Below are 20,644 nucleotides of genomic sequence, written 5' to 3' on the forward strand. Positions count from 1 at the left end.
GTCGTGTGAATATCGGGCGTGACCGCCGAATCTGTGACTGTCATCTATGACTGCTCTTCCCGTCGAGGCTGTCGGAACCAGCGCTGCACCCTGTGGGGTACGCGGTTCGTGGGATTACCCACTCGGACGCCGCCACTTTAACGCATTACTTATCGATCGTTCACGTGCGCTGCATCACTCTCGCGGCGAGGGTGTGATGCATCACGCTGCTGCTACTGGTCCTCGGTGCGGCCGTGGCGGCGCTCGTAGTCCTCGCGCGTGCGGTCGGCGCGACGCTGCGCCTTCGCATTGAGGAGGTCCGGATCGAGGCCGTGACTGAGCAGACGGTGGCGACGGTAGATGTTCATCAGCGCGACCGCAAAGTAGAGCAGCGGGAGCAGCAGAAGGGCCATCATCGCCAGCGGAATCCAGATCGGACCGGGGATGAGGAGGAACAACGCCAGCACCGCGACGACGGGAAGCATGAAACGGAGGACGTACCGCACCGAGGCTCCCGGCCCGACGAGGTCGTTGCGGACCCAGTCCTGCATCGAATCCGGCAGCGTGCGACCGAACAGATACCCGACGTACTGACTGGGGCTGGGACGCTGCGCATCGGACATGGTTTCAGGATAGTGCTGACAAACGGAGCGAACGTCGTCGAGTTCGCTCCGTTCCCGCTACTGCTGCTCCGCATTCGCGACGATGACGTCCCGGACGTACTGCGCCAGACCGGGGGCGACGTCGTCGTAGTGCCGGCGAAAGCGGTCGTCGGCGAGGTACATCTCGGCGAGGTTCACCTGCATTGCGTGATCGCAGTCGTAGAACCGTTCGATGCCGGCGCGGTGTTCCTCGGCGAGGGCGTTGGCCCGATCGGATCCGGGTTCGACACCGTCGGCCATCGCCTGCGCGAGCGACGCCTCGAATGCGTCTCCCTCGGCCTTGATTCGCTTCCAGTCCTCCTTGCTCATCTTCGCGGACCGCTGCTGGGACTGCTTCCACGCGTCGGTGTCGCCCCAGCGCTCTTCGGCCTCGGCGGCGTACTCCTCGCCCGGCCAGTTGTCGCCGAAGATTTCGTTCTGCTCTTCGGGGGTGAGCTGAATGCCCATGCTTTTCGCCTCCATCATCTTCTCCACGGCAGCAGCCATTTCGTGTAAGCGATCGATCCGTTCGCTCAGCAACGCGTGCTGTCGCCGTAGATGCGCGAGGGCATCGACGTCCGGGTCGTCGAGGAGGGCTGCGATCTCCTCGAGGGGGAAACCCAGTTCGCGGTACGTCAGCACGCGGTGCAGACGTTCCACGTCGGCGTCCGAATAGCTGCGGTACCCACCGGATGTGCGGTCGGACGGTGTGACCAGGCCGATCTCGTCGTAGTGGTGCAGAGTGCGCACGCTCACTCCGACCAGCCTGGCGACCACGCCGACCGTGTGTTTCTCGCTCACGTCCTCTACCGTGCAGCCTGACGTCGCGTGAGGGTCAACTCAGTTGTAGAGATCTTCGAGTTCGTCGGAGAAATTGGTCATCACGACCTTGCGCTTGAGCTTCATGCTCGGTGTGATCTCGCCGTTCTCGACGGTGAGTTCCCGGTCGAGGATGCGGAACTTCTTGATCTGCTCCCACCGGTTCAGTCCGGCGTTGAGTTCTTCGACGTAACCGCCGATCAGGTTGCGGGTCTCTTGGGCGTTCGCGATCTCGGCGAACGATTTGCCGCCCAGGTCGTGATTCTTCGCCCATTCGCCGATCGATTCCGCGTCGAGGGAGATCAGGGCGACGCAGTACGACTTCCCTTCGCCGTCGACGATGAGTTCACCGACGTAGGGGCAGATGCCCTTGAACGTGGCCGCCACCGCGGAGGGTGCGACGTATTTGCCGTTGGACGTCTTGAACATGTCCTTCTTGCGGTCGGTGATCCGCAGGTAGCCGTCCTCGTCCATTTCGCCGATGTCGCCGGTGCGGAACCAGCCGTCGTCGGTGAGCGCTTCGGCTGTGGCTTCGGGGTTCTCGTGGTATCCGCTCATGACGCCGGGACCCTTGATGAGGATCTCGCCGTCGTCGCCGATCCGGGTCTCGGTGCCCGGGATGGCCCAGCCGACGGTGCCGAACCGGTAGGCCGACGGGCGGTTGACGAACGATGCGGCACTGGTCTCGGACAGTCCGTACCCTTCGAGGACGACGATGCCGACGGCGTCGAACCATTGCGCGACATCACGATTGAGCGCCGCGGAGCCGGAGATGAAGAACTTCAGGCGGCCACCGAACCGTTCGCGAATCGTGCTGTACACCAGCCGATCCGCGACGGCGTGCTGGACGGAGTCGAGCATCGAGGGACTCTTGCCCGCCTGCTTGGCCTTCGACACCCGCAGTCCGACGCCGATCGCCCAGTCGAAGATCTTCTCCTTCACTCCACCTTCCTCGCGCACGGTGGAGACGATCCGCGCGTACGCCTTCTCGAAGATGCGGGGTGCCGCGCCCATGAACGTCGGTTTGACCACCGCGAGATTCTCGACGATCTTGTCGACGCGCCCGTCGACCGCCGTCGCGAAACCGATCTGCAACGGCAGGGTGAGCAGGACCTTCCCGAACACGTGGGACAGCGGGAGCCACAGGTATTGCAGGTCGTCGGCGTCGAGGATGCCGGTGGCGTCGATCGCGGCCGCCACGTACGTCCACGCCGAGTGCGAGAGCCGCACACCCTTGGGCCTGCCCGTGGTGCCGGACGTGTAGATCAGGGTGGCGAGGTCGTCGGGGCCGATCGCCTCGATCCGGTCGTGCACGGCGTCGGGGGTCTCGGCGAGCAGTTCCTCGCCGAGGTCGTGCAGCTGGTCGAACGTGATCACCCAGTCGTCGTCTCCGGGACTGCCGTCGATGAGGACGACCTTCTCGACGTCGCCGAGTTCGCCGCGGTTCTCCCGCAGCTTGGCGAGCTGTACGTCGTCCTCGGCGAAGACGACGCGGCTGCCGGAGTTGGCGACGATGTAGGCGACGTCGCCAGCCGTGGTGGTGGGATACACCGTGGTGGTGGCGGCGCCGGCGCACATGACGGCCAGGTCGGCGAGCACCCATTCGTAGCGGGTGGCGGAAGCCAGCGCCACCCGCTGCTCGGCCTGCACGCCGAGGACGATGAGTCCGGCCGCGAGGTTGCGCACACGGTCGCCCGCCTCGGACCAGGTGACGCTGGACCACTTCTTCGGGTCCGCCGCGTCGACGTATCGGAACGCTTCGCGGTTGGGTGAGTGGGCCACCCGATCCACGAACAATGCGGCTACCGACGGAGCCCGATTCTCGATCTTGGAGCGGTCAATGACCTCGTCCGACGCACGCTGAGCTGCCATGTATCGATCTTAGGAACCGGGGCCGCCCGGGGGAGTGGTTTCGGCGGAGGTCAACCGAGCTCGGCCGCCACCTTGCGGGGTTTCGCGACGATGGCCAGAGACATCACGGCGGCGATCGCGCACAGTCCGCCCGCGACGTAGAACGCGGAGTCGTATCCACCGAACTGGTCGCGCACGAATCCCGCGAGGAACGCCACGATGCCGGCGCCGATCTGGTGCGACGCCAGCACCCAGCCGAACACGATGGGTGCGTCGCCGCCGAAGTGTTTGCGGCACAAAGCAACCGTCGGGGGTACGGTCGCAACCCAGTCGAGTCCGTAGAAGATGACGAACGCGATCATCGGCGGGTGCACCGTGTTCGCGAACAGGATCGGCAGCAGCATCAGCGAGATCCCGCGCAGTAGGTAGTAGATGCCGAGGAGCTTGCGTGAATCGAACCGGTCGGTGAACCACCCCGACGCGATGGTGCCGATCACGTCGAAGATCCCGATCACCGCCAGCAGGCTCGCCGCCGCCGTCACCGGCATGCCGTGGTCGTGCGCGGCCGGAACGAAGTGGGTTCCGACGAGTCCGTTGGTGCTCGCCCCGCAGATGGCGAACGTACCGGCCAGCAGCCAGAACACCCGGGTCCGCGCCGCCGACACCAGCACCGTCACGGCCCGGCCCGCCGCGCCGCCGCGACCGGTCGGGGCGGGTGGTTCCGCGACGTAGTCGGGTCCGGCGCCGTACGGCACCGTCCCGACGTCGGACGGCCGGTTGCGCAGGAACACGAGGACCAGCGGCACGACGGCGAGGGCCGCGAACGACACCGTCAGCGCCACGGTCTGCCAGTCGTAGTGCTCGGCGACCATCGCGAGGATCGGCAGGAACACCAGCTGTCCGGCGGCGCTGCCCGCGGTGAGGATGCCGGTCACGAGGCCGCGGCGGGCGACGAACCAGCGGTCGACGACGGTGGCCACGAAGGCGAGCGCCATCGACCCGGTGCCCAGCCCGACGAGCACGCCCCACAGCAGCACGAGTTGCCAGGTGGCGGTCATGAAGACGGTCAGTCCGCTGCCGGCGGACACCAGGACCAGCGCCGCAGTGACCACCCGCCGCATGCCGAAGCGTTCCATGAGCGCCGCCGCGAACGGCGAGGTCAGTCCGTACAGCACCAGGTTGATCGACACGGCGGAGGAAATGCTCGCCCGCGACCAGCCGAAGTCCTCGTGCAGGGGGTCGATCAGGATCGAGGGCGCCGCCCGGAAGCTGGCGGCCCCCACGAGGGCGAGGAACGCGACGGCGGCGACCAGCCACGCGTAGTGGAGTCGCGGCGGGCGCGTGTCGGTGAGCGGCGCGGGCGGGCCGGGCGGCGCGATCTCGGAAGTCACCAGGCAAGTCTGGTGGGTGTGCCCGGCCCCGGGAAAGCTGCCAGAATGACAACATGCGAAAGAATCTGGCCATGATCGAACGTCATCGGGTGGTCGTGCTCGCCCTGGACGGGGTGATCCCGTTCGAACTCGGCATTCCGTCGCGGGTCTTCGGCCGAGCGCACGACGCCGACGGGAATCCGCTGTACGACGTGCAGACCTGCACGGCCGACGGACGGCCCGTGCGTTCGGACGCCGATTTCTCGGTGTCCGTCGATCACGGGCCCGAATTGCTGGCCGAGGCCGACACGGTCGTGATCCCCGCGTCCTACGAACTCGGCCCGGCCTACGACGACGGGCGTCTGCCCGCGAACCTGGAGGCGGCCCTCGCCTTCGTCCGGCCCGGCACGCGCTACGTCTCCATCTGCACCGGCTCCTACATCCTCGCCGCGGCGGGGCTCCTCGACGGTCTGCGCGCCACCACACACTGGCGCAACGCCGAACACTTCCAGCGCACCTATCCGCAGGTCCGGGTCGATCCCGACGTGCTGTTCGTCGACGAGGGGCACATCCTCACGTCGGCAGGCGTTGCGGCCGGACTCGACCTCTGCCTCCACATCGTGCGCCGCGACCACGGCTCCGACGTCGCCAATCAGGTGGCGCGCCGATGCGTCGTCCCACCGTGGCGCGACGGCGGGCAGGCGCAGTACATCGAGCGGCCGATCCCGGAGACCACGGCCGAGTCCACCGCGGCCACCCGGGACTGGGCGCTGGATCGGCTGGGTGAGTCACTGACGCTGAACCGAATGGCCGCGCACTCGAACATGAGTGTCCGCACGTTCACGCGGCGGTTCGGTGAAGAGGTCGGCACCACCCCGAACCGCTGGCTGATCACTCACCGGGTCGACCGCGCGCGGCAACTCCTCGAGACCACCGACCTGTCCGTCGACGTCATCGCCCGCGAGGTCGGTTTCGGGACGGCGGTGTCACTGCGTCAGCACATGGGCGCCGTGCTCGGCGTCCCACCGTCGGCGTATCGCAGAACGTTTCGGGGTCAGGCGCTCAAGACGAAGGCACCGGCGTAGATCCCGAGTCCTCCTTCGTCCCGTCGTCCCGCGCGGTGGCCGTGCGGGCCGGGCGGATGAGCAGTTCGAGTGCCGCCAGCGCGAGGAGGGCAATGAACACGATCCACAACACGACCAGTCCGGTGGGATAGCGCCAGAACATCAGCAGCAGAGCCGCGACGCCGATGATGGCGCAGCGCAGCGGAACTCGAAGCTGGTTGGCCCACCGTTCCACTTCGTTCGGCGGTCGGCCGGCGCCGGACTTGCGGGCGAAGTCCAGTGCCTGCCCATAGCCGCGACGCACGGCGGTCGCGGACGCCGAGCCGCCGACGAGGAAGGCGCCGATCGCGATCACCAGACCGAGGACGGCGACCGCACGCAGGCTCGTCCGCAGCGGTACCAGGACGGTGTCGATGACCGCTGCCGCCGCGTCGGGCGACAGGATGTCGGGTGGGACGCTGTCGAGGTAGATGGCGCGTCCGACGAGAATCCCGATCGCGAGGACGAGCATTCCCAGGGCGATGGACAGGCCGGCGAGGGAGAGCGCGCGCAGCCGTCGGCCGGTGGGGGCGACGGCGACCGCGGCGGCGGCGCAGGCGATTCCCAGCCACGGCAGGATCGCCGACGCCTTGTCGAGGGCATTGACGGCGCGCTGCGCCTTCACCAGTTCGGGGGACTGGAACAGCACGAATTGCTTGTCGACCGCGGGGATCTTGTCGGCGAACGCGAAACCACGCTCGGTCAGCGCGGCCTTCACATTCTCGATGACGGTGCCCAGAGAAATGCTGACGGTGCCGCTCTGGTCGACCTCCACCGAGCTGAGACCGTAGTTCCCCGTCATCACCGCCACGAGCGCGTTGTGCGCCGAACGGTTCGCCTGGATCCAGAGGTCCTCGAACTGCTGGGACTGCACGAGTGAGCTGACGGTGTCGTGGACGAAGTTCTTTGCCTGGCTCGTGATCACCGGTGCGAGGCCGATCACGGCCGCGTCCAGCCGGGGAGCGTTCGCTGCGAGATTCGAGACGTCGGTCAGTGCTTCGAGTGCGTCCTTGGTGAGCCCCTCGACGTCGACTCGAGTGAAGATCTCGTCGGTGATCTGGTTCGTGATGTCCGCCTGGAGGGCCGGATTCGCACCGAGGGGGGCGACCGTGCTCACGTAGCGGTCGGTGTCGAGGATCTGACTTCTCGTGAAGCGTGCGGTGACCGACGCGAGTGCGAGAACGGCGACCAGGACCAGCAGAATCGTGACGGCCGTCCAGCGCAATCCGTTCCGGGGTGGGACCTCGTCGCGCAACCGGAGGAGTTCGGTGCGTTCGTCCTTGTCGAGTGGGCCGGTGCTCGTGCCGTCTTCCATTGCGGATCAGATCACTTCGGGGTTCCAGGTGGCGACCGCCCAGATCACGACGGCGTTCAGCGCGATGATCGTGATTGCCCACACGGGGTAGTAGGGCAGCCACAGGAAGTTGACGAGGATCGACAAGGCGCACAGCACCATCGCGCCGACACGTGCCCAGGTGGCCCCGGTGAACAGTGCCACACCGACGGCCGCAACGATCACGCCGAGCACGAGATGAATCCATCCCCATGTAGTGACGTCGAATTGGTAGGTGTACTCGATGCCGACGACGATCACGTCGTCCTTGGCTATCGCGGAGATCCCCTGGAAGAATTCGAGCACGCCGACGGTGACGAGAAGAACCGCCCCGCCCATCGACGTTCCCTTTGCTACACCTTGCTTGACCAGCGATTCATCGGACATGACCGTTCCTCTTTCGTCACCGTACGAAATGAACTGGCGTAAGTAAGTATCCCCCGTCGGTTCACCCTTTGTCTGGAAGATGCCCGGACGTACGCGTATTGACCTCGCTCTACGCGGCGACGGAAAATATTTGCAGGCCAATGTATGTCCGGGAAGGGGATCGCGATGTCCGACGAGTCGTTGGTCAAGCAGGGGGTCGCGGCCGCGACCTCCATGGTGGCGGCGATAGTTTTGCTCACTATCGGAATTCTCCATGTGCTCTCGGGCGTCTCGGCGCTCATGCAGGACGACCTCGTCGTCGCTGGTCCCGAGTACATTTACCAGTTCGACACGACCGCGTGGGGCTGGATTCACCTGGTGCTCGGTGTGATCGTTGCAGCCGTCGGTGTCATGTTGTTCACCGGGGCGACATGGGCCCGTGTCGGCGCCATGGTGATCTGTGCTCTCTCCCTCCTCGCCAATTTCCTCTGGCTGCCCCACTACCCGTGGTGGTCGGTCGTGATGATCGTGCTGGACGTGTTCGTGATCTGGGCTGTCGCGACATGGAAGCCGGGCTACGAGGAGACGCTCTAGGGCTTCCGCCGCCAGCGAACCGAGGCTGTCAGCACACGGATGCCCAACGAGATCAGGATCAGATTGCCGATGATCTGTGCCGACACCACCGCCCGCGCGGCCTCCGTGGTGGCCACGATGTCACCGAACCCGACCGTGGCGAACACCGTCAAGGTGAAATAGAGGGCGTCGAGGCGGGTCAGCGCTTCGTCGAAGTTGTCCGGCCCCGAGTACGAGAGCAGAAAGTACGTCGTCGCGTAGGCGACGAGGTAGACCCCCACGGTGACGGCCAACGCCTCTACTGCCTGCGCGACCGGGTACTCGGCACGCAGCACCCTGCGGATCTGCCAGACGTACACCGCGCAGACCACAGCGAGACCACCGACCACCATGGACACGGTGCGCAGGTTGTCCACCGTGGTGAAGGGCAGCAGGAAATATGCGCTCACCAGCACCACCGTGGCGCACACCGGGCGCAGCACCGCCGGCACCAGCACACGCACCCGCGCACGTCGGGAGAGACTTCGCACGCCGTCCTCGGCCACCGTCACCGCCCGTTTCTCGTCGTCGGCTGCGCTCGGATCCGTTCGGGGTCCCAGGTCGGGACCGCCCGGAACACCATCTTCCAGTTTCCGCCGATCGAGGAGCCGACCAGAGCACATTGGTCGTCTTTGTGCTCCGGAGCGCAATTACCCGTCGATCGGCAGGGTTTCAGGGCAACCGAGTTCACATGCCGAGTTCGTCACCCGGATGCAACTCCACCGCAACGACACCCGCCCGCTCGGCGTGGTGGACGAACTCGGCGCCCGGACCGAAGAACAACCGGGGGCGCACGGCGTCGAGGCCGACCGGCCACAGTGTGCCGTAGTGGATCGGCACCGCCAGTCCCGCCTCCACCAGACGCGCGACGACCGCGGCCCGAGACGGGTCGAGGTGACCCTTGCCGAGTGTCGGACCCCAGCCCCCGACGGGTAGCAGCGCGAGGTCCACGGGGCCGACGTGGTCGGCGAGGTCCGGGTACAGGTCGGTGTCACCGGCAAAATAGGTCCGCCGGTCCCCCTCGACGACGTACCCGATCGCGGGCGCGAGCTCCGGGCCGCGCCGCCAGCGCCGGCCGTCGTGTCGGGCGGGGACGGCGCGCACCGTGACCTTGCCGATCCTTGTCTCGTCGCCGGGTCGCAGCAGCACCAGGCGGTCGGCGAACTGGCGCAGCGCGGGCAGGCCGTCGATCGCCCGCCACGGGGCCACGATCGGGACGTCCGGATCGAGCAGCCGCAGCGACGGCAGGTGGGTGTGGTCGGCGTGCAGGTGCGAGAGCAGGACGGCGTCCGGGTTACGCACGTGCGGCCCGGTCGGCGCGGGCCCTCGGCGACGACGTAGGTGCGCGACGCGGTCGGTCAGCACCGGATCGGTCAGGACGACCGTCCCGCGGTCCACGATCAGCGCGCTGGCATGTCCGAGCCAGCGCACCCCGGATGCGGTGGCATCCGACCACGGCGTTGCGTTCACACCCTTACGATTCCAGATGACGAAAGGCGGTGCGATGCGCACGGTGGGCGGCGTGGTGCGGGTGCTCGTCGAGTTCTTCGTGCTCTGGGGGTCGTCGGCGCTCGCGATCATCGTGCTCGACCGCATCCTCCGCGGCATCGTCCTGGACCAATCGAGCTTCGCTCCGCTACCTACGCTCCCGGCCGCGCTGGTGCTCGCATTGGTGTTCGGCCTGCTCAACGCCGCGCTGTGGCCGGTGATGATGCGGTTCATGTCGTGGATCGGCCCGGTGCTGCTGTTCGTCGGGGTGTTCCTCGCAGGCGGTGTGATCATGCTGTTGACGCTGTACCTGGTACCGGTCGCGTCGGTGGACCAGCCGCGCGATGCGTTCTACCTCGCGGCGCTGCTCTCGCTGTTCACCTCCGTGATTTCGGGCGCGATCGCGTCCCGCTCCGATACCGCGTACCGACTGATGCAGGTGCGCCGACAGCGGTTTCGGTTGCGTCGCAACGCCGCGCTCGTCGACGCGTCCCCGGGGCTGTTGTGTATCCAGATCGACGGCCTCGGTTACGACGTGCTGCGCCGCGCGATCGCCGACGGCGTCACGCCCGGGCTGGCGAAGTTGGTGCGCGAGACTCACCGGCTGGTGCCGTGGCACACCGACTGGAGCAGTCAGACGGGTGCGACCCAGCTGGGCGTGCTGCACGGTTCCAACCACAACGTGCCGGCGTTTCGCTGGTACGACAAGACGACCGAGCACATTTCGGTGTTCAGCAACCCGGCCGACAACGAGCAGCGCGAACTCGAACGAACGGACATCCCCGGCCTGCTGGCGCACGACGGCGCGAGCCGCGGCAACCTGTTCACCGGCGGCGCGCAGGACAACGTGCTCGTCGTCAGTCGCATGCGCGGTGCCCGCCTCGGGGGCGGTGCGGGCTACAGCGACTATTTCGCCGACCCGGCGAGCGCGCTGCGCACGTTCATCCGGATGTTCGCGGAACTGCAACGGGAGCTACGCCAGTCACTGCGGCAGAAGCGAAAGGACATCCAGCCGCGGGTGCCGCGCGGCGGGGTCTATCCGTTCGTGCGGGCGTTCGCGACCGTGCTCGCCACCGACGTCGCCGCCGCCGCGGTGGTCGGCGATCTGATCAAGGGGCGCAGTGTCGTCTACGTCGACCTGATCGGTTATGACGAGGTGTCGCACCACTCGGGAATTTCCCGGCCGGAGACCCTGGCGGTGCTGACCAAACTCGACGACGTCGTCGAGATGGTGCTCGCCGTGGTGGAGCAGGCCGATCGGCCCTACCGCGTCGTCGTGCTGTCCGATCACGGGCAGAGCCAGGGCGCGACCTTCCTGCAACGCTACGGGGAAACTCTGGGGCAGTTGGTCATCCGGCTTGCCGCACAGCGCGAACCGGTCGCGGTGAAGCGCCACTGGTACGAGCGCGAATCCGATGTCTCCCACCAGCCCGGGGCGGAGGGGCTCGGCTACGCCGCGGCCAGCGTGCACTCGCCGACGGCCGGCGAGGAGGCGCACGCCTCCGCAGGCGAGCCGATTGTGCTCGGCTCGGGCAATCTCGGTCTGGTCTACTTCCCGCACCTGCCCGGCCGCGCCGATGTCAATGCCATCGAGGCTGCCCATCCCGGGCTGCTCACCGGGCTGCGCGAGCATCCCGGGGTCGGTTTCCTGCTCGTTGCCGCCCCGGGCGGGTCCGTGGTGCTCGGGCCCCACGGACAGGTCGACCTGAAGACCGGCGAGGTCACCGGCGAGAATCCGCTCGCGGTGATGGGCCCTGACGCGCTGGCCAAGGTGCGACGCACCGACACCTTCGACAACGTTGCCGACATCATGGTCGGTGGCACGTACTGGCCCGACACGGACGAGGTCGCGGCGTTCGAGGAGCAGGTCGGCTCACACGGCGGAATGGGCGGACCGCAGAGCACTCCGTTCCTCATCTACCCCGCCGACCTGCCCGCACCGCCCGACCCGCTGCACGGGGCCGAGGCCGTGCACACGGTGCTCGTCGGCTGGCGGGATATTTCGACGGGACCGCGCGCACGCGACCTATCGGGAACCGGCCCATGACGGCCGGCGAAGACCCGCAGCCCAAGACGTGCAATGTGCTGCGATCGCCTCTGCGCACGGCGGAAGATGGAATGACGACGGGAAGTCGGACCGTTGTGAGGAAGTACGCGCCGCCGTCGAGGGGGTAGTCACGTGAACAGATCAGGCATCCCCGATACCGGCGACCGTGGCCGGCGGTGGTGGGCCCGTGTGGCGTTCGTGTTCGCCGCCGGTGCGGCGGCGGTGCCCATCCTGTTCGCCGGGGTGCTGGGCACCGTGGCGTTGCTCATCGTGGGGACCGGTGGCGTCGTGGTCACGGTGGCGGCGTTGTACTGGTTCCTCACCCGGCGCGGAATACTCAGGTGGATCTCCCTGGGCGTGGCGATCGTCGCGCCGATCGTCGTGCTGACGCTGTTCATCCGCGCGCACCTGCTGTGGGTGGTGCTGCTCGCGTACGTGCTCGCTCTGCTGGCCGTCGTCTGCGCCCGCGCCGCTTTGCGTGGCAGACGTGCGGAGACGACCATGCCCGAATACCCTGCCCCGCCCGCGCAGCTCCCTTTCCTGATCATGAATCCGCATTCCGGTGGCGGGAAGGTCGCGAAATTCGACCTGAAGCGCAGAGCCGAAGAACTGGGCGCCGACGTCGTGCTGCTCGAAGGGCCGGCCACCGTCGACGTCACCGCACTGGCCCAGCAGGCCGTCGCGAAAGGGGCCGATCTGCTGGGAGTGGCGGGCGGAGACGGGACCCAGGCGCTCGTGGCGGCGGTCGCGGCCGAACACCACCTGCCGTTCCTCGTGATCAGTGCCGGAACCCGCAACCATTTCGCGATGGATCTCGGACTCGACCGCGCCGATCCGACCCGATCGCTGGACGCACTCCGGGACGGTGTCGAGTTGCGCGTCGACCTCGGCACCATCAACGGTCGAACCTTCGTCAACAATGCCTCGTTCGGGGTCTACGCCGAGATCGTGCGCAGTCCCGCATACCGCGACGACAAGGCCGCGACAGTGCTGACGCTGCTCCCCGATCTGCTCACCGGGCACGCCGGGCCTCGATTGGTAGCGCGGATCGGTGAGACTGCCGTGGAGGGACCGCAGGCGGTCCTGGTGAGCAACAATCCCTACGGCAACAGTGATCTGGCGGGTCTGAGCCGCCGGGACCGTCTCGATCGCGGCGTCCTCGGCGCGGTCACCCTGTCGGTGGCGAACACCAGACAGGCGGTCGGTCTGCTGCGCCGCACCAATGTGCGCGGCCTGACGCAGGAAACGCCGATGGAGGTGATCGTAGACGCCGACACACCGGAGATCCCCGTGGGAGTCGACGGCGAATCCCTCCTGCTCCGCACTCCGGTGCGGTGCACCATCGAACCGGACGCCTTGCGGGTGCGGGTGCCCAGGACGAGGCCCGGGGTGCGTCCCGCTGCACCGGCGTTCGACTGGGTTCGACTGTGGCGGACGGCGTACCGACCTCACCCTGCGTCCGGGTCGGCGCCCCGAGACTGAATTCGGGTGGTGGTACTCGATCGTTCGGCAATGCCGTCGCTTTTCAGGATCACGTAGATCAGTGCCGACACGAACGGAACGAGGAGCAGGAAACACACCCAGAACGCCTTCATCCACCCCGATGTCCGGTCGTCGCGGAACAGGTCGGCGCTGATCGCGAACAGCAGCAGGAGATACGCCAGGAACGCGAAGGCGATGGCACCGAGCCAGAAGATCGTCCAGAAGGAATCCATGCGTCGCACCCCGTCCTGTGGTCGGTTCAGTCGTCGGTCGGATCGCCGGTGTGATCGGCTCGACTGTGGAATGCGGCCACGGCGGCGTCGATGGTGGGATAGAAGCGTGTCGCGTCGAACCTGTCGCCCACCCCGAACCGGATGAGCCGGTCCTTGATCGGACCCTTCATCTCCGCGAACGCCAAACGGATCTGTTTCCCCTCGAGATACGTGTCGAGGTCGACCAGTTCGTCGACGGCAGTGGTGTCGAGACCGGTGATCGGCTCGGCGGCCACGACCACCCACTCGACCGGGCTCGGCGCTGTCGCCACCACCGAGCGCACGTATTCGTCGAAGATCTCGCCGTTGGCGAAGAAGAGGGGAGCGTCGAAGCGCACCAGCACCAGCCCGGGGATGCGGACGCCGTCGGGGTGGCGTTCGACGTCATGGAAGCCGGGGCGGTCGGTCGTCCGGACGAGTTCCGTGCGGTACGGCTGCCAGGCCTGCGCGACCACCGCGACGAAGGACAGCCCGATCGCGACGAGGATGCCCTGCAGCACGCCCACCAAAGCGACCCCGAGGAAGGCCGCGACGGCGAGTCCGAACTCCACGGTGCTCATGCGCCACATCCGGATCATTCCACTCACATCGACCAGCGCCGTGGCGGCGACGATCACCACGGCCCCGAGTGTCGCGTCGGGGAGGTACGTGGTGACCCCGGGGGCGACGAGAACGAAGACCAGGACGGCGAGTGCTCCGACGACGCAGGCGAGTTGGGTGCGGGCGCCGCTCTGTTCGGCCACCGGGGTGCGCGACCCGCTGGCGGAGATGGGGAACCCGCCGAACAGTCCACCGGCGATGTTGGCCACGCCGACCGCCTTCATCTCCGTGCTGCCGTTCACGTCTTCACCGTGCCGGGCGGCGAACGTGCGGGACAGCACGCCTGTGTCGGCGAACGCGATCAGGGCGATACCGGCCGCGGGGCCGACGAGGTTCCCCACGTCCCCCCAGTCGACACCGCCGAACGACGGCAGCGGCAGGCCGGCGGGCAGGGCGCCGACCATCCCGATGTCGTCGGTGAGTCCGAGTGCGGCGGACAGGATGATCGCGCCGACCACGGCCACGAGGACGCCGGGGATGCGGGGCACCCAGATGCGGAACCCGATGATGACGGCGAGGGAGCCGATGCCCACTGCGGCGGCGACGGGGTCGATGTTGCCCTGTATCACGGACTGTCCGATCTCCCCGATCTCTCCGATGAGGCCGGACGCGTCGACGGAGAACCCGAGCAGCTTGGGCAGTTGGCCGACGACGACGATGAGCGCGATCGCATTGAGGTAGCCGAGCCGGATGGGCTTCGACAGCAGTTCGGTCACGAAGCCGAGATGCAGGAATCCGCCGACGAGGAGAATGAGGCCGACGAGGACGCCGAGGATTCCGGCGAGGGCGAGCGCGCTCTCCGGGTCGTCGGCCACGGCGAGAGGCAGTACCGCCGCGGCGATGAGCGGCGCCAGCGACGAGTCCGGGCCGAGCACGAGGATCTTCGACGGCCCCACCAGGGCATACGCGAGGAGCGGGATGATCGTGGCGTAGAGGCCGGCGTAGGCGGGCAACCCGGCGGCCTCCGCGTACCCCATCCCGGCGGGGATGAGCAGGGCGGTGAGGACGAGCCCGGCGGTGATGTCGGGGCGCAGCCACTCCCGGTGGTACGCCCGGGCCGTCGCGATGCCCGGCAACTGCGCGAGGCTACCTGTCCAGGACATGGTCCGGGCCTCAGCGTGCGCGCTGGGGGTCGACGGCGGCGGGGGCGGTCATCGGTGCGGGCGGCTCCGAGTGGAGGTGGCGCCGGCGCCGGAACGCCTTCTCCGCTTCGACGACGATCGGGATGATCAGTGACCACCCGAGGCAGGCGAGCCACTGGCCGCCGGTCAGCGACGTGGTCATGAGAAGGTCCTGGAGGAACCCGGCCTCGACCGCGAACACCGTCACGATGGTCGGGATCGAGAGGATCTTCAATGCGCCGAGGATCGGTGGGGTGAGCCCGGATTCCGGGTCGCGTCGCATGACGAGCCCGGCGAGGATGGAACCGAACGACAGCACCACGAACGCCGTCGTCATGGGAACGTTCGCCTCGGTCGTGCTCATCTCGCCCGGCGCGAGGAGCATCGCGGCGAGCGTGACGGCGAACTGCAGGACGCCGTATGCGAGCCACTGCACGAACGCCCGCCGGTTGGCGATCGGCATCCGCGGGTCGCGGGGCGGCTTGTTCATCAGATCCGGTGCAGGCGGGTCGAGCATGATGACCGCGACCGGGAACAGCGTGATGAAGAAGTGCTGGAACAGCACCATCAGCGGGGTGAGCGCGACCCCGTCGTTGATGTCGAAAATGCTCGCGACGAGAAACAGCAGCACCAGCGAGAACAGTTTCGACATCTGGTATCGGATGTAGGACACGATCTTGTCGTAGATGTTGCGGCCCAACCGGATCGCGGTGATCAGGGTCCCGAAATTGTCGTCGGTGAGCACCATCTTGCCCGCCTGTTTGGTGACTTCGCTGCCCGAGCCCATGGCTACGCCGATATCGGCCTTCTTCAGTGCGGCTGCGTCGTTGACGGCGTCCCCGGTCATCGCCACGACGGCGCCGTTCTTCTGCATGATGTCGGCCAGGCGCAGTTTGTCCTGAGGGGTGACGCGGCCGAACACGTGCAGGTTCGGGAGGGCCGCCGACAGTTCTTCATCGGTCATGGCCTGCAGTTCCGCACCACCGATCGCGCCCGGTCCGAGTCCGAGTTCGGCGCCGATCGCGGATGCCGTGATCGCGTGGTCGCCGGTGATCATGCGGACGTCGATGCCGGCCTCGTGGGCGGTGCGCACCGATTCGATCGCTTCCGGCCGAAGCGGGTCGATGATGCCGACCATGCCGACGAACGTGAGGTCCGCGACGTAGGACATGGGGTCGGCCACCGCGGCCTCCTCCTGCCCGTCGAGGCGGCGGACCGCGAAGGCCAGCACGCGAAGTCCCTTCTCGGACATCGTCCGGTTCGCTGCCGTCAGCTCCTCCCGGACCTCGTCGAGCGGGACCTCCTGCCTGCCGGTCCGGAAGGCGGTCGCGCACCGCGCCAGGACCACGTCGGGCCCGCCCTTGACCAGTTCCACGAACTGAGTTCTGCCATCGACCTCGAGATGGTGGAACGTCGCCATGAACTTGTACGCGGAGTCGAACGGCACGGCGGCGACGCGCGGATACGTTCGCCGGGTCAGTGGGGCGTCGACACCGATCTTCGCCGCGAGCACCACCAGCGCGGCTTCCGTCGGGTCGCCGACGACCTCTCCGGTGCCGGAGACCGTGGCGTCGCTGTCGAGGCACAACCCGTACGCGAGCAGCGTGAAATCCGGGACCGCCTCGCCCGCGACGTGGGTGATCTTCCCCGACTTGGCGTAACCCTCACCGTCGACGGTGTACCACCGGCAGTGGAAGTACAACGACCGCACGGTCATCTGGTTCATCGTCAGCGTGCCGGTCTTGTCCGAGTTGATTACGCTGGTCGCGCCGAGCGTCTCGACGTCCGTGAGGTTCTTCACGATAGCCTTGGCGTCGGCCAGCTGCCGTGCGCCGTAGGCCAGCATCGCCTGGACGAACGTCGGCAGACCGGTCGGGATCGCGGAGACCCCCATGGAAATGCCGAGCAGCAGAAGCGTCGTCACGTCCTGTCCGCGAATCACCCCGATGATCACGATGATCGCCACCGAAGTCCACGCGATGACGCCGAGTACTTTGGTGAGCGAGTCCAGTTCGCGCTGCAGCGGGGACTTGCTCGGCGCGACCGCAGAGAGCATCGACGCGATCTGGCCCATCTGGGTGTGCATGCCCGTCTCGGTGACCACCATGGTGGCGGTGCCGCGGGTGACCGAGGTGTTCTGGAAGCCCATGTTGCTGCGGTCGCCGAGAGAAACGTCGATGGTGCCGAGCGTCTGGGGGTCCTTCGCGACGGGTGCACTCTCACCCGTCAGTGCCGCCTCCTGCGTCTCCAAGGTGGCCGTCGTGAGCAGGCGGCCGTCCGCGGGGACGATGTCACCCGCCTCGAGCTGCACGACGTCACCCGGCACGAGTTCGGTGGCGTCGAGCTCGGTCAGAGTGCCGTCGCGGACCACCCTCGCCTGCGGTGTCTGCATCTTCGCCAGTGCGTCGACGCTGGCGCGCGCCTTCACTTCCTGCCGTGTGCCCAGCACGATGTTGAGCCCGACGAGAACCGCGACCACGATCGCCGTCGGGATTTCGCCGATGACGATGCTGACCACGGCCACCGCGACCAGCATCAGGTTCATGGGGTCCTTCAACTGCAGCAACGCGATCGACCACATCGACGGCGGCGGCTCGGAGGCGATCTCGTTCGGACCGTACCGTCGGCGACGTTCGTCTACTTCGCCGGCCGTCAGCCCCGCCTGCCGATCGGAGGCCAGTGCGGACACGACGACGTCGGCGTCCTGTGCATGCCAGGCCGTCTGCGCTTGCGTGGGTTCCGTCGAGACCATGACCGCTCGTCCTTTCGGCTCGGATCCTCAGTAGGGGGTGGGAATCCAGTGCAGTGGCTGCCTCGGCGCCTCGTAGCCGTGCGGGCCCCGCCGCTCCGGCAAGGTGATGTCGGGGCGTTCGAGGGGTTCGTAGGGGATCTGGCTCAGCAGATGGCTGATGATGTTGAGCCGACCGCGTTTCTTGTCGTCGTTGACCGCGACGTACCAGGGCGCCCAACCGGTGTCGGTGAAGTGGAACATTTCGTCCCGTGCCCGCGAGTAGTCGTACCAATGGGTGTACGACTTCAGGTCCAGGTCCGACAGCTTCCAGATCTTCCGCGGATCGTCGATCCGGCTCTGCAGGCGCAGCGTCTGCTGGTCCTCGCTCACCTCCAGCCAGTACTTCAGCAGGATGACGCCCGAGTCGACGATCGCGCGTTCGACCGTCGGGACGAGTTGGAGGAACTGCTGAGCTTCCTCCTCGGTGCAGAAGCCCATCACCCGTTCGACGCCCGCGCGGTTGTACCAACTGCGGTCGAAGATGACGATCTCCCCGCCGGCCGGGAGATAGGGCAGGTACCGCTGCACGTACATCTGCGACTTCTCGCGATCCGTCGGGGCGGGCAGGGCGACGACACGGAACACGCGCGGACTGACCCGCTCGGTGATCGCCTTGATGACGCCGCCTTTCCCGGCGGTGTCGCGACCCTCGAACACGATGCAGATCCTCGCGCCCGTCGATTTCACCCACTCCTGTAATGCGACGAGTTCGCCGTGAAGTGGGCGGAGCAGGCGGCTGTACTCCTTGTTCTTCATCGGTGCGGCGGGCTCGGCACCGCCTGGCCGGGACAGGTCGAGCCCGGACTTCTCGTGCTTCGTCTTCTTTCCCACGGTTTCGACCCGGCCGCCGACTGCTCAGACCCGATCCGGCTGCCAGGTCGACACGGCCCAGATCACCACGACGTCGAGCGCGATGATGAGCACCGACCACCACGGGTAGTACGGCAGCCACAGGAAGTTGGCGAATATGGAGACTGCCGCGATCACGATCGCGGACACCCGCGCCCATCCCGCGCCGGTGAGCAGCGCGAGGCCGACCGCCGCAACGAGCACACCCAGCACGATGTGAATCCAGCCCCACGTGGTCAGGTCGAACTTGTAGACATAGTTCACTCCCGACACGAATACTTCGTTCTCGGCGACCGCGGCGATTCCCTGGCAGAACTGGATGATGCCCACGGTCACCATGATGATGGCCGCCCCGATCGAAGTGCCTGCCGCGACGCCCTGCTTGACCGACGTTGTCTCGGACATGACCGTCCCTTTCCCCTACCGCGAGCCGGGCGGCCCGGTACCACCATTGTCCGCCGTTTCCGCGTGGTAGTAGTCGTGAAACCGTATTTCCGGGCAGTACTCCGGAAACTGGATTGATCCCAGAGTCATGAATATTCACGGTCCTGACACCGAACCGAGTTGCTCGAGAGGCCATTTCGTGTCTTGACGATGGTTTCGCAGCGGGACGACGATGAGTCGATGATCGGTGACGACGAGTTGCTTCAGGTCGAGCAGGTCATCGAGCGCTTGATGACTCGGTACCCGTCCGTCTCACCCGTGGACATCGAGCACGCCGTGCGCACCGTTCACAAGCGCTTCGCGGATTGCAGGATCCGGGACTTCGTCCCGCTCCTGGTGGAGAAGGCGGCCCGGCGCGACCTTGCCGACAGTACGGTGCCGGCCGCTGGTGACATTGTGCTCTAGCGGTGTCGTCGTGGGCTGGGTAATACTAGGGCGACGCCGTGTGTGGCTGCCGCTGCTGTCTTCAGAGGAGAGGTCCTGCAGTGAACGACACCGATTTCGACGAACTCGGACCTATCGACTATCTCGTCGTCGAGTTCCCTGCCGACCGGAGACCCGACGGATCGGCGTTGCCCCTTCTCATCGACCTGGTCGAACGAAACATCATCCGAGTGCTCGATCTGGTCTTCGTCCGCAAGGAAGCCGACGGATCGCTCGCCGGTATCGCCGTCGAGGACCTCGGGTTCGAGGGCGGTGTGGACGTGACGGTGTTCGCCGAGGCGACGACGGGTCTGATCGACCGAACCGACCTCGAGGATGCGGCTGCCGTCCTCGCCCCCGGCTGTTCCGGGGCCATTCTCGTCTACGAGAACACTTGGGCCGCACCGTTCGCCTCCGCCCTCCGGCGCGAGGGCGCGCAGCTCGTGGCCTCGGGACGCATCCCCGTCCAGGGAATTCTGGCCGCGCTCGACACGCTCGACGCCACTAGTTGAGATTTCGAGGAGCACATCGTGCCAGGCCAGAGTCCTGGCCTCCTGACCGGAACACCGAGTGGACGGAGCGTCGAAAATGGAAGGCTTCTGGGAGTTCTTCTGGTTCATCTTCGTCTGTTTCGCCTTCGCGGCCTACTTGTCCGTGTTGTTCTCGATCATCTCGGACCTGTTCCGGGACCGCGAGACGTCGGGGTGGGTGAAGGCGATCTGGATCCTCTTGCTGTTCGTCATTCCCTTCCTGTCGGCACTGGTGTACGTGATCGCCCGGGGCGACGGCATGGCGAAGAGGTCGATGGCCGCCGCCGAGCAACACAGGCAAGCGCAGGACACCTATATCCGGGACGTCGCCGGAAAGTCTCCGGCTCAGCAGATCACGGATGCCAAGGCGCTGCTCGATTCCGGCGCGATCACCGACGCCGAGTTCCAGGCGATCAAGACGAAGACACTGGCGTAGCGTCCGCCGGCGGTCGGCCGGGCAGACCTGTCCGAATGCGAACATCCCAGGTGGGCTTCGGTGTTCACCGGACGTGATGTGATTGCG

The 20,644-nt window shown here is 66.9% G+C and carries 20 protein-coding genes; 7 read left to right on the forward strand and 13 right to left on the reverse strand.

The annotated features are described in order from the left end of the window. Positions 1-212: 212 nt before the first annotated feature. From AZG88_RS04230 to AZG88_RS04245, 4 genes are read right to left on the reverse strand one after another with little or no spacing between them, the layout of a single operon-like run. Positions 213-602 carry a DUF5313 family protein gene (locus tag AZG88_RS04230; RefSeq protein WP_005238004.1) on the reverse strand — a complete coding sequence of 130 codons (390 nt, stop codon included), beginning with the start codon at positions 600-602 and terminating at the stop codon, positions 213-215. A gap of 57 nt (positions 603-659) precedes the next feature. Continuing rightward, a complete protein-coding gene (locus tag AZG88_RS04235) occupies positions 660-1,421 on the reverse strand; it encodes a MerR family transcriptional regulator (RefSeq protein ID WP_005238003.1) in 762 nt (253 codons plus the stop codon). Between the two features lie 39 nt (positions 1,422-1,460). Next, entirely contained in the window at positions 1,461-3,311 is a 1,851-nt protein-coding gene (locus AZG88_RS04240; RefSeq protein WP_061044302.1) for an AMP-dependent synthetase/ligase, read from the reverse strand. Between the two features lie 50 nt (positions 3,312-3,361). Then, on the reverse strand, positions 3,362-4,681 hold the full coding sequence (locus AZG88_RS04245; RefSeq protein ID WP_061697020.1) for an MFS transporter: 1,320 nt from the start codon (positions 4,679-4,681) through the stop codon (positions 3,362-3,364). Between the two features lie 71 nt (positions 4,682-4,752). Here AZG88_RS04245 and AZG88_RS04250 point away from each other — a divergent pair, with 71 nt between their 5' ends. Next, positions 4,753-5,745, forward strand: coding sequence for a GlxA family transcriptional regulator (locus tag AZG88_RS04250; protein WP_025431569.1), 993 nt, complete (start codon positions 4,753-4,755; stop codon positions 5,743-5,745). Here AZG88_RS04250 and AZG88_RS04255 read toward each other — a convergent pair. Together AZG88_RS04255 and AZG88_RS04260 are read right to left on the reverse strand one after the other, a co-directional pair. Continuing rightward, entirely contained in the window at positions 5,723-7,078 is a 1,356-nt protein-coding gene (locus tag AZG88_RS04255; RefSeq protein ID WP_061697021.1) for a hypothetical protein, read from the reverse strand. The genes AZG88_RS04250 and AZG88_RS04255 overlap by 23 nt on opposite strands. A 6-nt stretch (positions 7,079-7,084) precedes the next feature. Continuing rightward, complete coding sequence (locus AZG88_RS04260) at positions 7,085-7,483, reverse strand: DUF7144 family membrane protein (protein WP_005237978.1); 399 nt, start codon at positions 7,481-7,483, stop codon at positions 7,085-7,087. 165 nt (positions 7,484-7,648) lie between these two features. Here AZG88_RS04260 and AZG88_RS04265 point away from each other — a divergent pair, with 165 nt between their 5' ends. Next, complete coding sequence (locus tag AZG88_RS04265) at positions 7,649-8,056, forward strand: DUF7144 family membrane protein (protein ID WP_025431571.1); 408 nt, start codon at positions 7,649-7,651, stop codon at positions 8,054-8,056. On the opposite strand, the gene AZG88_RS04270 is transcribed toward AZG88_RS04265, so the two are convergent. Next, positions 8,053-8,586 carry a potassium channel family protein gene (locus AZG88_RS04270; RefSeq protein WP_025431572.1) on the reverse strand — a complete coding sequence of 178 codons (534 nt, stop codon included), beginning with the start codon at positions 8,584-8,586 and terminating at the stop codon, positions 8,053-8,055. The two genes, AZG88_RS04265 and AZG88_RS04270, sit on opposite strands and share 4 nt — an antisense overlap. 175 nt (positions 8,587-8,761) lie before the next feature. Then, a complete protein-coding gene (locus AZG88_RS04275; RefSeq protein WP_005237970.1) occupies positions 8,762-9,544 on the reverse strand; it encodes an MBL fold metallo-hydrolase in 783 nt (260 codons plus the stop codon). Positions 9,545-9,578: 34 nt separating this feature from the next. Between AZG88_RS04275 and AZG88_RS04280 the strand changes: the two genes are divergently transcribed. After that, positions 9,579-11,609: a phage holin family protein gene (locus AZG88_RS04280; RefSeq protein ID WP_061697034.1), complete on the forward strand. Its 2,031-nt coding sequence runs from the start codon at positions 9,579-9,581 to the stop codon at positions 11,607-11,609. 132 nt (positions 11,610-11,741) lie between these two features. Next, on the forward strand, positions 11,742-13,091 hold the full coding sequence (locus AZG88_RS04285) for a diacylglycerol/lipid kinase family protein (RefSeq protein WP_061697022.1): 1,350 nt from the start codon (positions 11,742-11,744) through the stop codon (positions 13,089-13,091). Here the strand turns inward: AZG88_RS04285 and AZG88_RS04290 are convergent. From AZG88_RS04290 to AZG88_RS04310, 5 genes are read right to left on the reverse strand one after another with little or no spacing between them, the layout of a single operon-like run. Continuing rightward, positions 13,058-13,324: a PLDc N-terminal domain-containing protein gene (locus AZG88_RS04290; RefSeq protein ID WP_061044305.1), complete on the reverse strand. Its 267-nt coding sequence runs from the start codon at positions 13,322-13,324 to the stop codon at positions 13,058-13,060. The two genes, AZG88_RS04285 and AZG88_RS04290, sit on opposite strands and share 34 nt — an antisense overlap. A 26-nt stretch (positions 13,325-13,350) precedes the next feature. After that, positions 13,351-15,066 (reverse strand): SulP family inorganic anion transporter, encoded by a 1,716-nt coding sequence (locus AZG88_RS04295; RefSeq protein WP_005237962.1) that lies wholly within the window; start codon positions 15,064-15,066, stop codon positions 13,351-13,353. Between the two features lie 10 nt (positions 15,067-15,076). Next, entirely contained in the window at positions 15,077-17,836 is a 2,760-nt protein-coding gene (locus tag AZG88_RS04300; protein ID WP_061697023.1) for a cation-translocating P-type ATPase, read from the reverse strand. Between the two features lie 27 nt (positions 17,837-17,863). Then, on the reverse strand, positions 17,864-18,706 hold the full coding sequence (gene ppk2, locus AZG88_RS04305) for a polyphosphate kinase 2 (protein ID WP_005237960.1): 843 nt from the start codon (positions 18,704-18,706) through the stop codon (positions 17,864-17,866). A gap of 24 nt (positions 18,707-18,730) precedes the next feature. After that, the gene (locus AZG88_RS04310; RefSeq protein ID WP_005237959.1) at positions 18,731-19,129 is read right to left on the reverse strand and encodes a DUF7144 family membrane protein; all 399 of its coding nucleotides are present in this window, start codon (positions 19,127-19,129) and stop codon (positions 18,731-18,733) included. Positions 19,130-19,348: 219 nt separating this feature from the next. Between AZG88_RS04310 and AZG88_RS04315 the strand changes: the two genes are divergently transcribed. The 3 genes from AZG88_RS04315 (at position 19,349) to AZG88_RS04325 (ending at position 20,557) form a co-directional block, all read left to right on the forward strand. Beyond that, positions 19,349-19,573, forward strand: a complete 225-nt coding sequence (locus AZG88_RS04315) for a three-helix bundle dimerization domain-containing protein (protein WP_005237958.1) — start codon at positions 19,349-19,351, stop codon at positions 19,571-19,573. A gap of 80 nt (positions 19,574-19,653) precedes the next feature. Continuing rightward, positions 19,654-20,103 (forward strand): DUF6325 family protein, encoded by a 450-nt coding sequence (locus tag AZG88_RS04320; RefSeq protein ID WP_005237957.1) that lies wholly within the window; start codon positions 19,654-19,656, stop codon positions 20,101-20,103. A gap of 76 nt (positions 20,104-20,179) precedes the next feature. Continuing rightward, positions 20,180-20,557 carry an SHOCT domain-containing protein gene (locus tag AZG88_RS04325; protein ID WP_005237956.1) on the forward strand — a complete coding sequence of 126 codons (378 nt, stop codon included), beginning with the start codon at positions 20,180-20,182 and terminating at the stop codon, positions 20,555-20,557. The last annotated feature ends 87 nt before the right edge of the window (positions 20,558-20,644 follow it).

This window comes from Rhodococcus sp. LB1, from assembly GCF_001583455.1.
GTDB classification, from domain to species: Bacteria; Actinomycetota; Actinomycetes; order Mycobacteriales; family Mycobacteriaceae; genus Rhodococcus_F; species Rhodococcus_F opacus.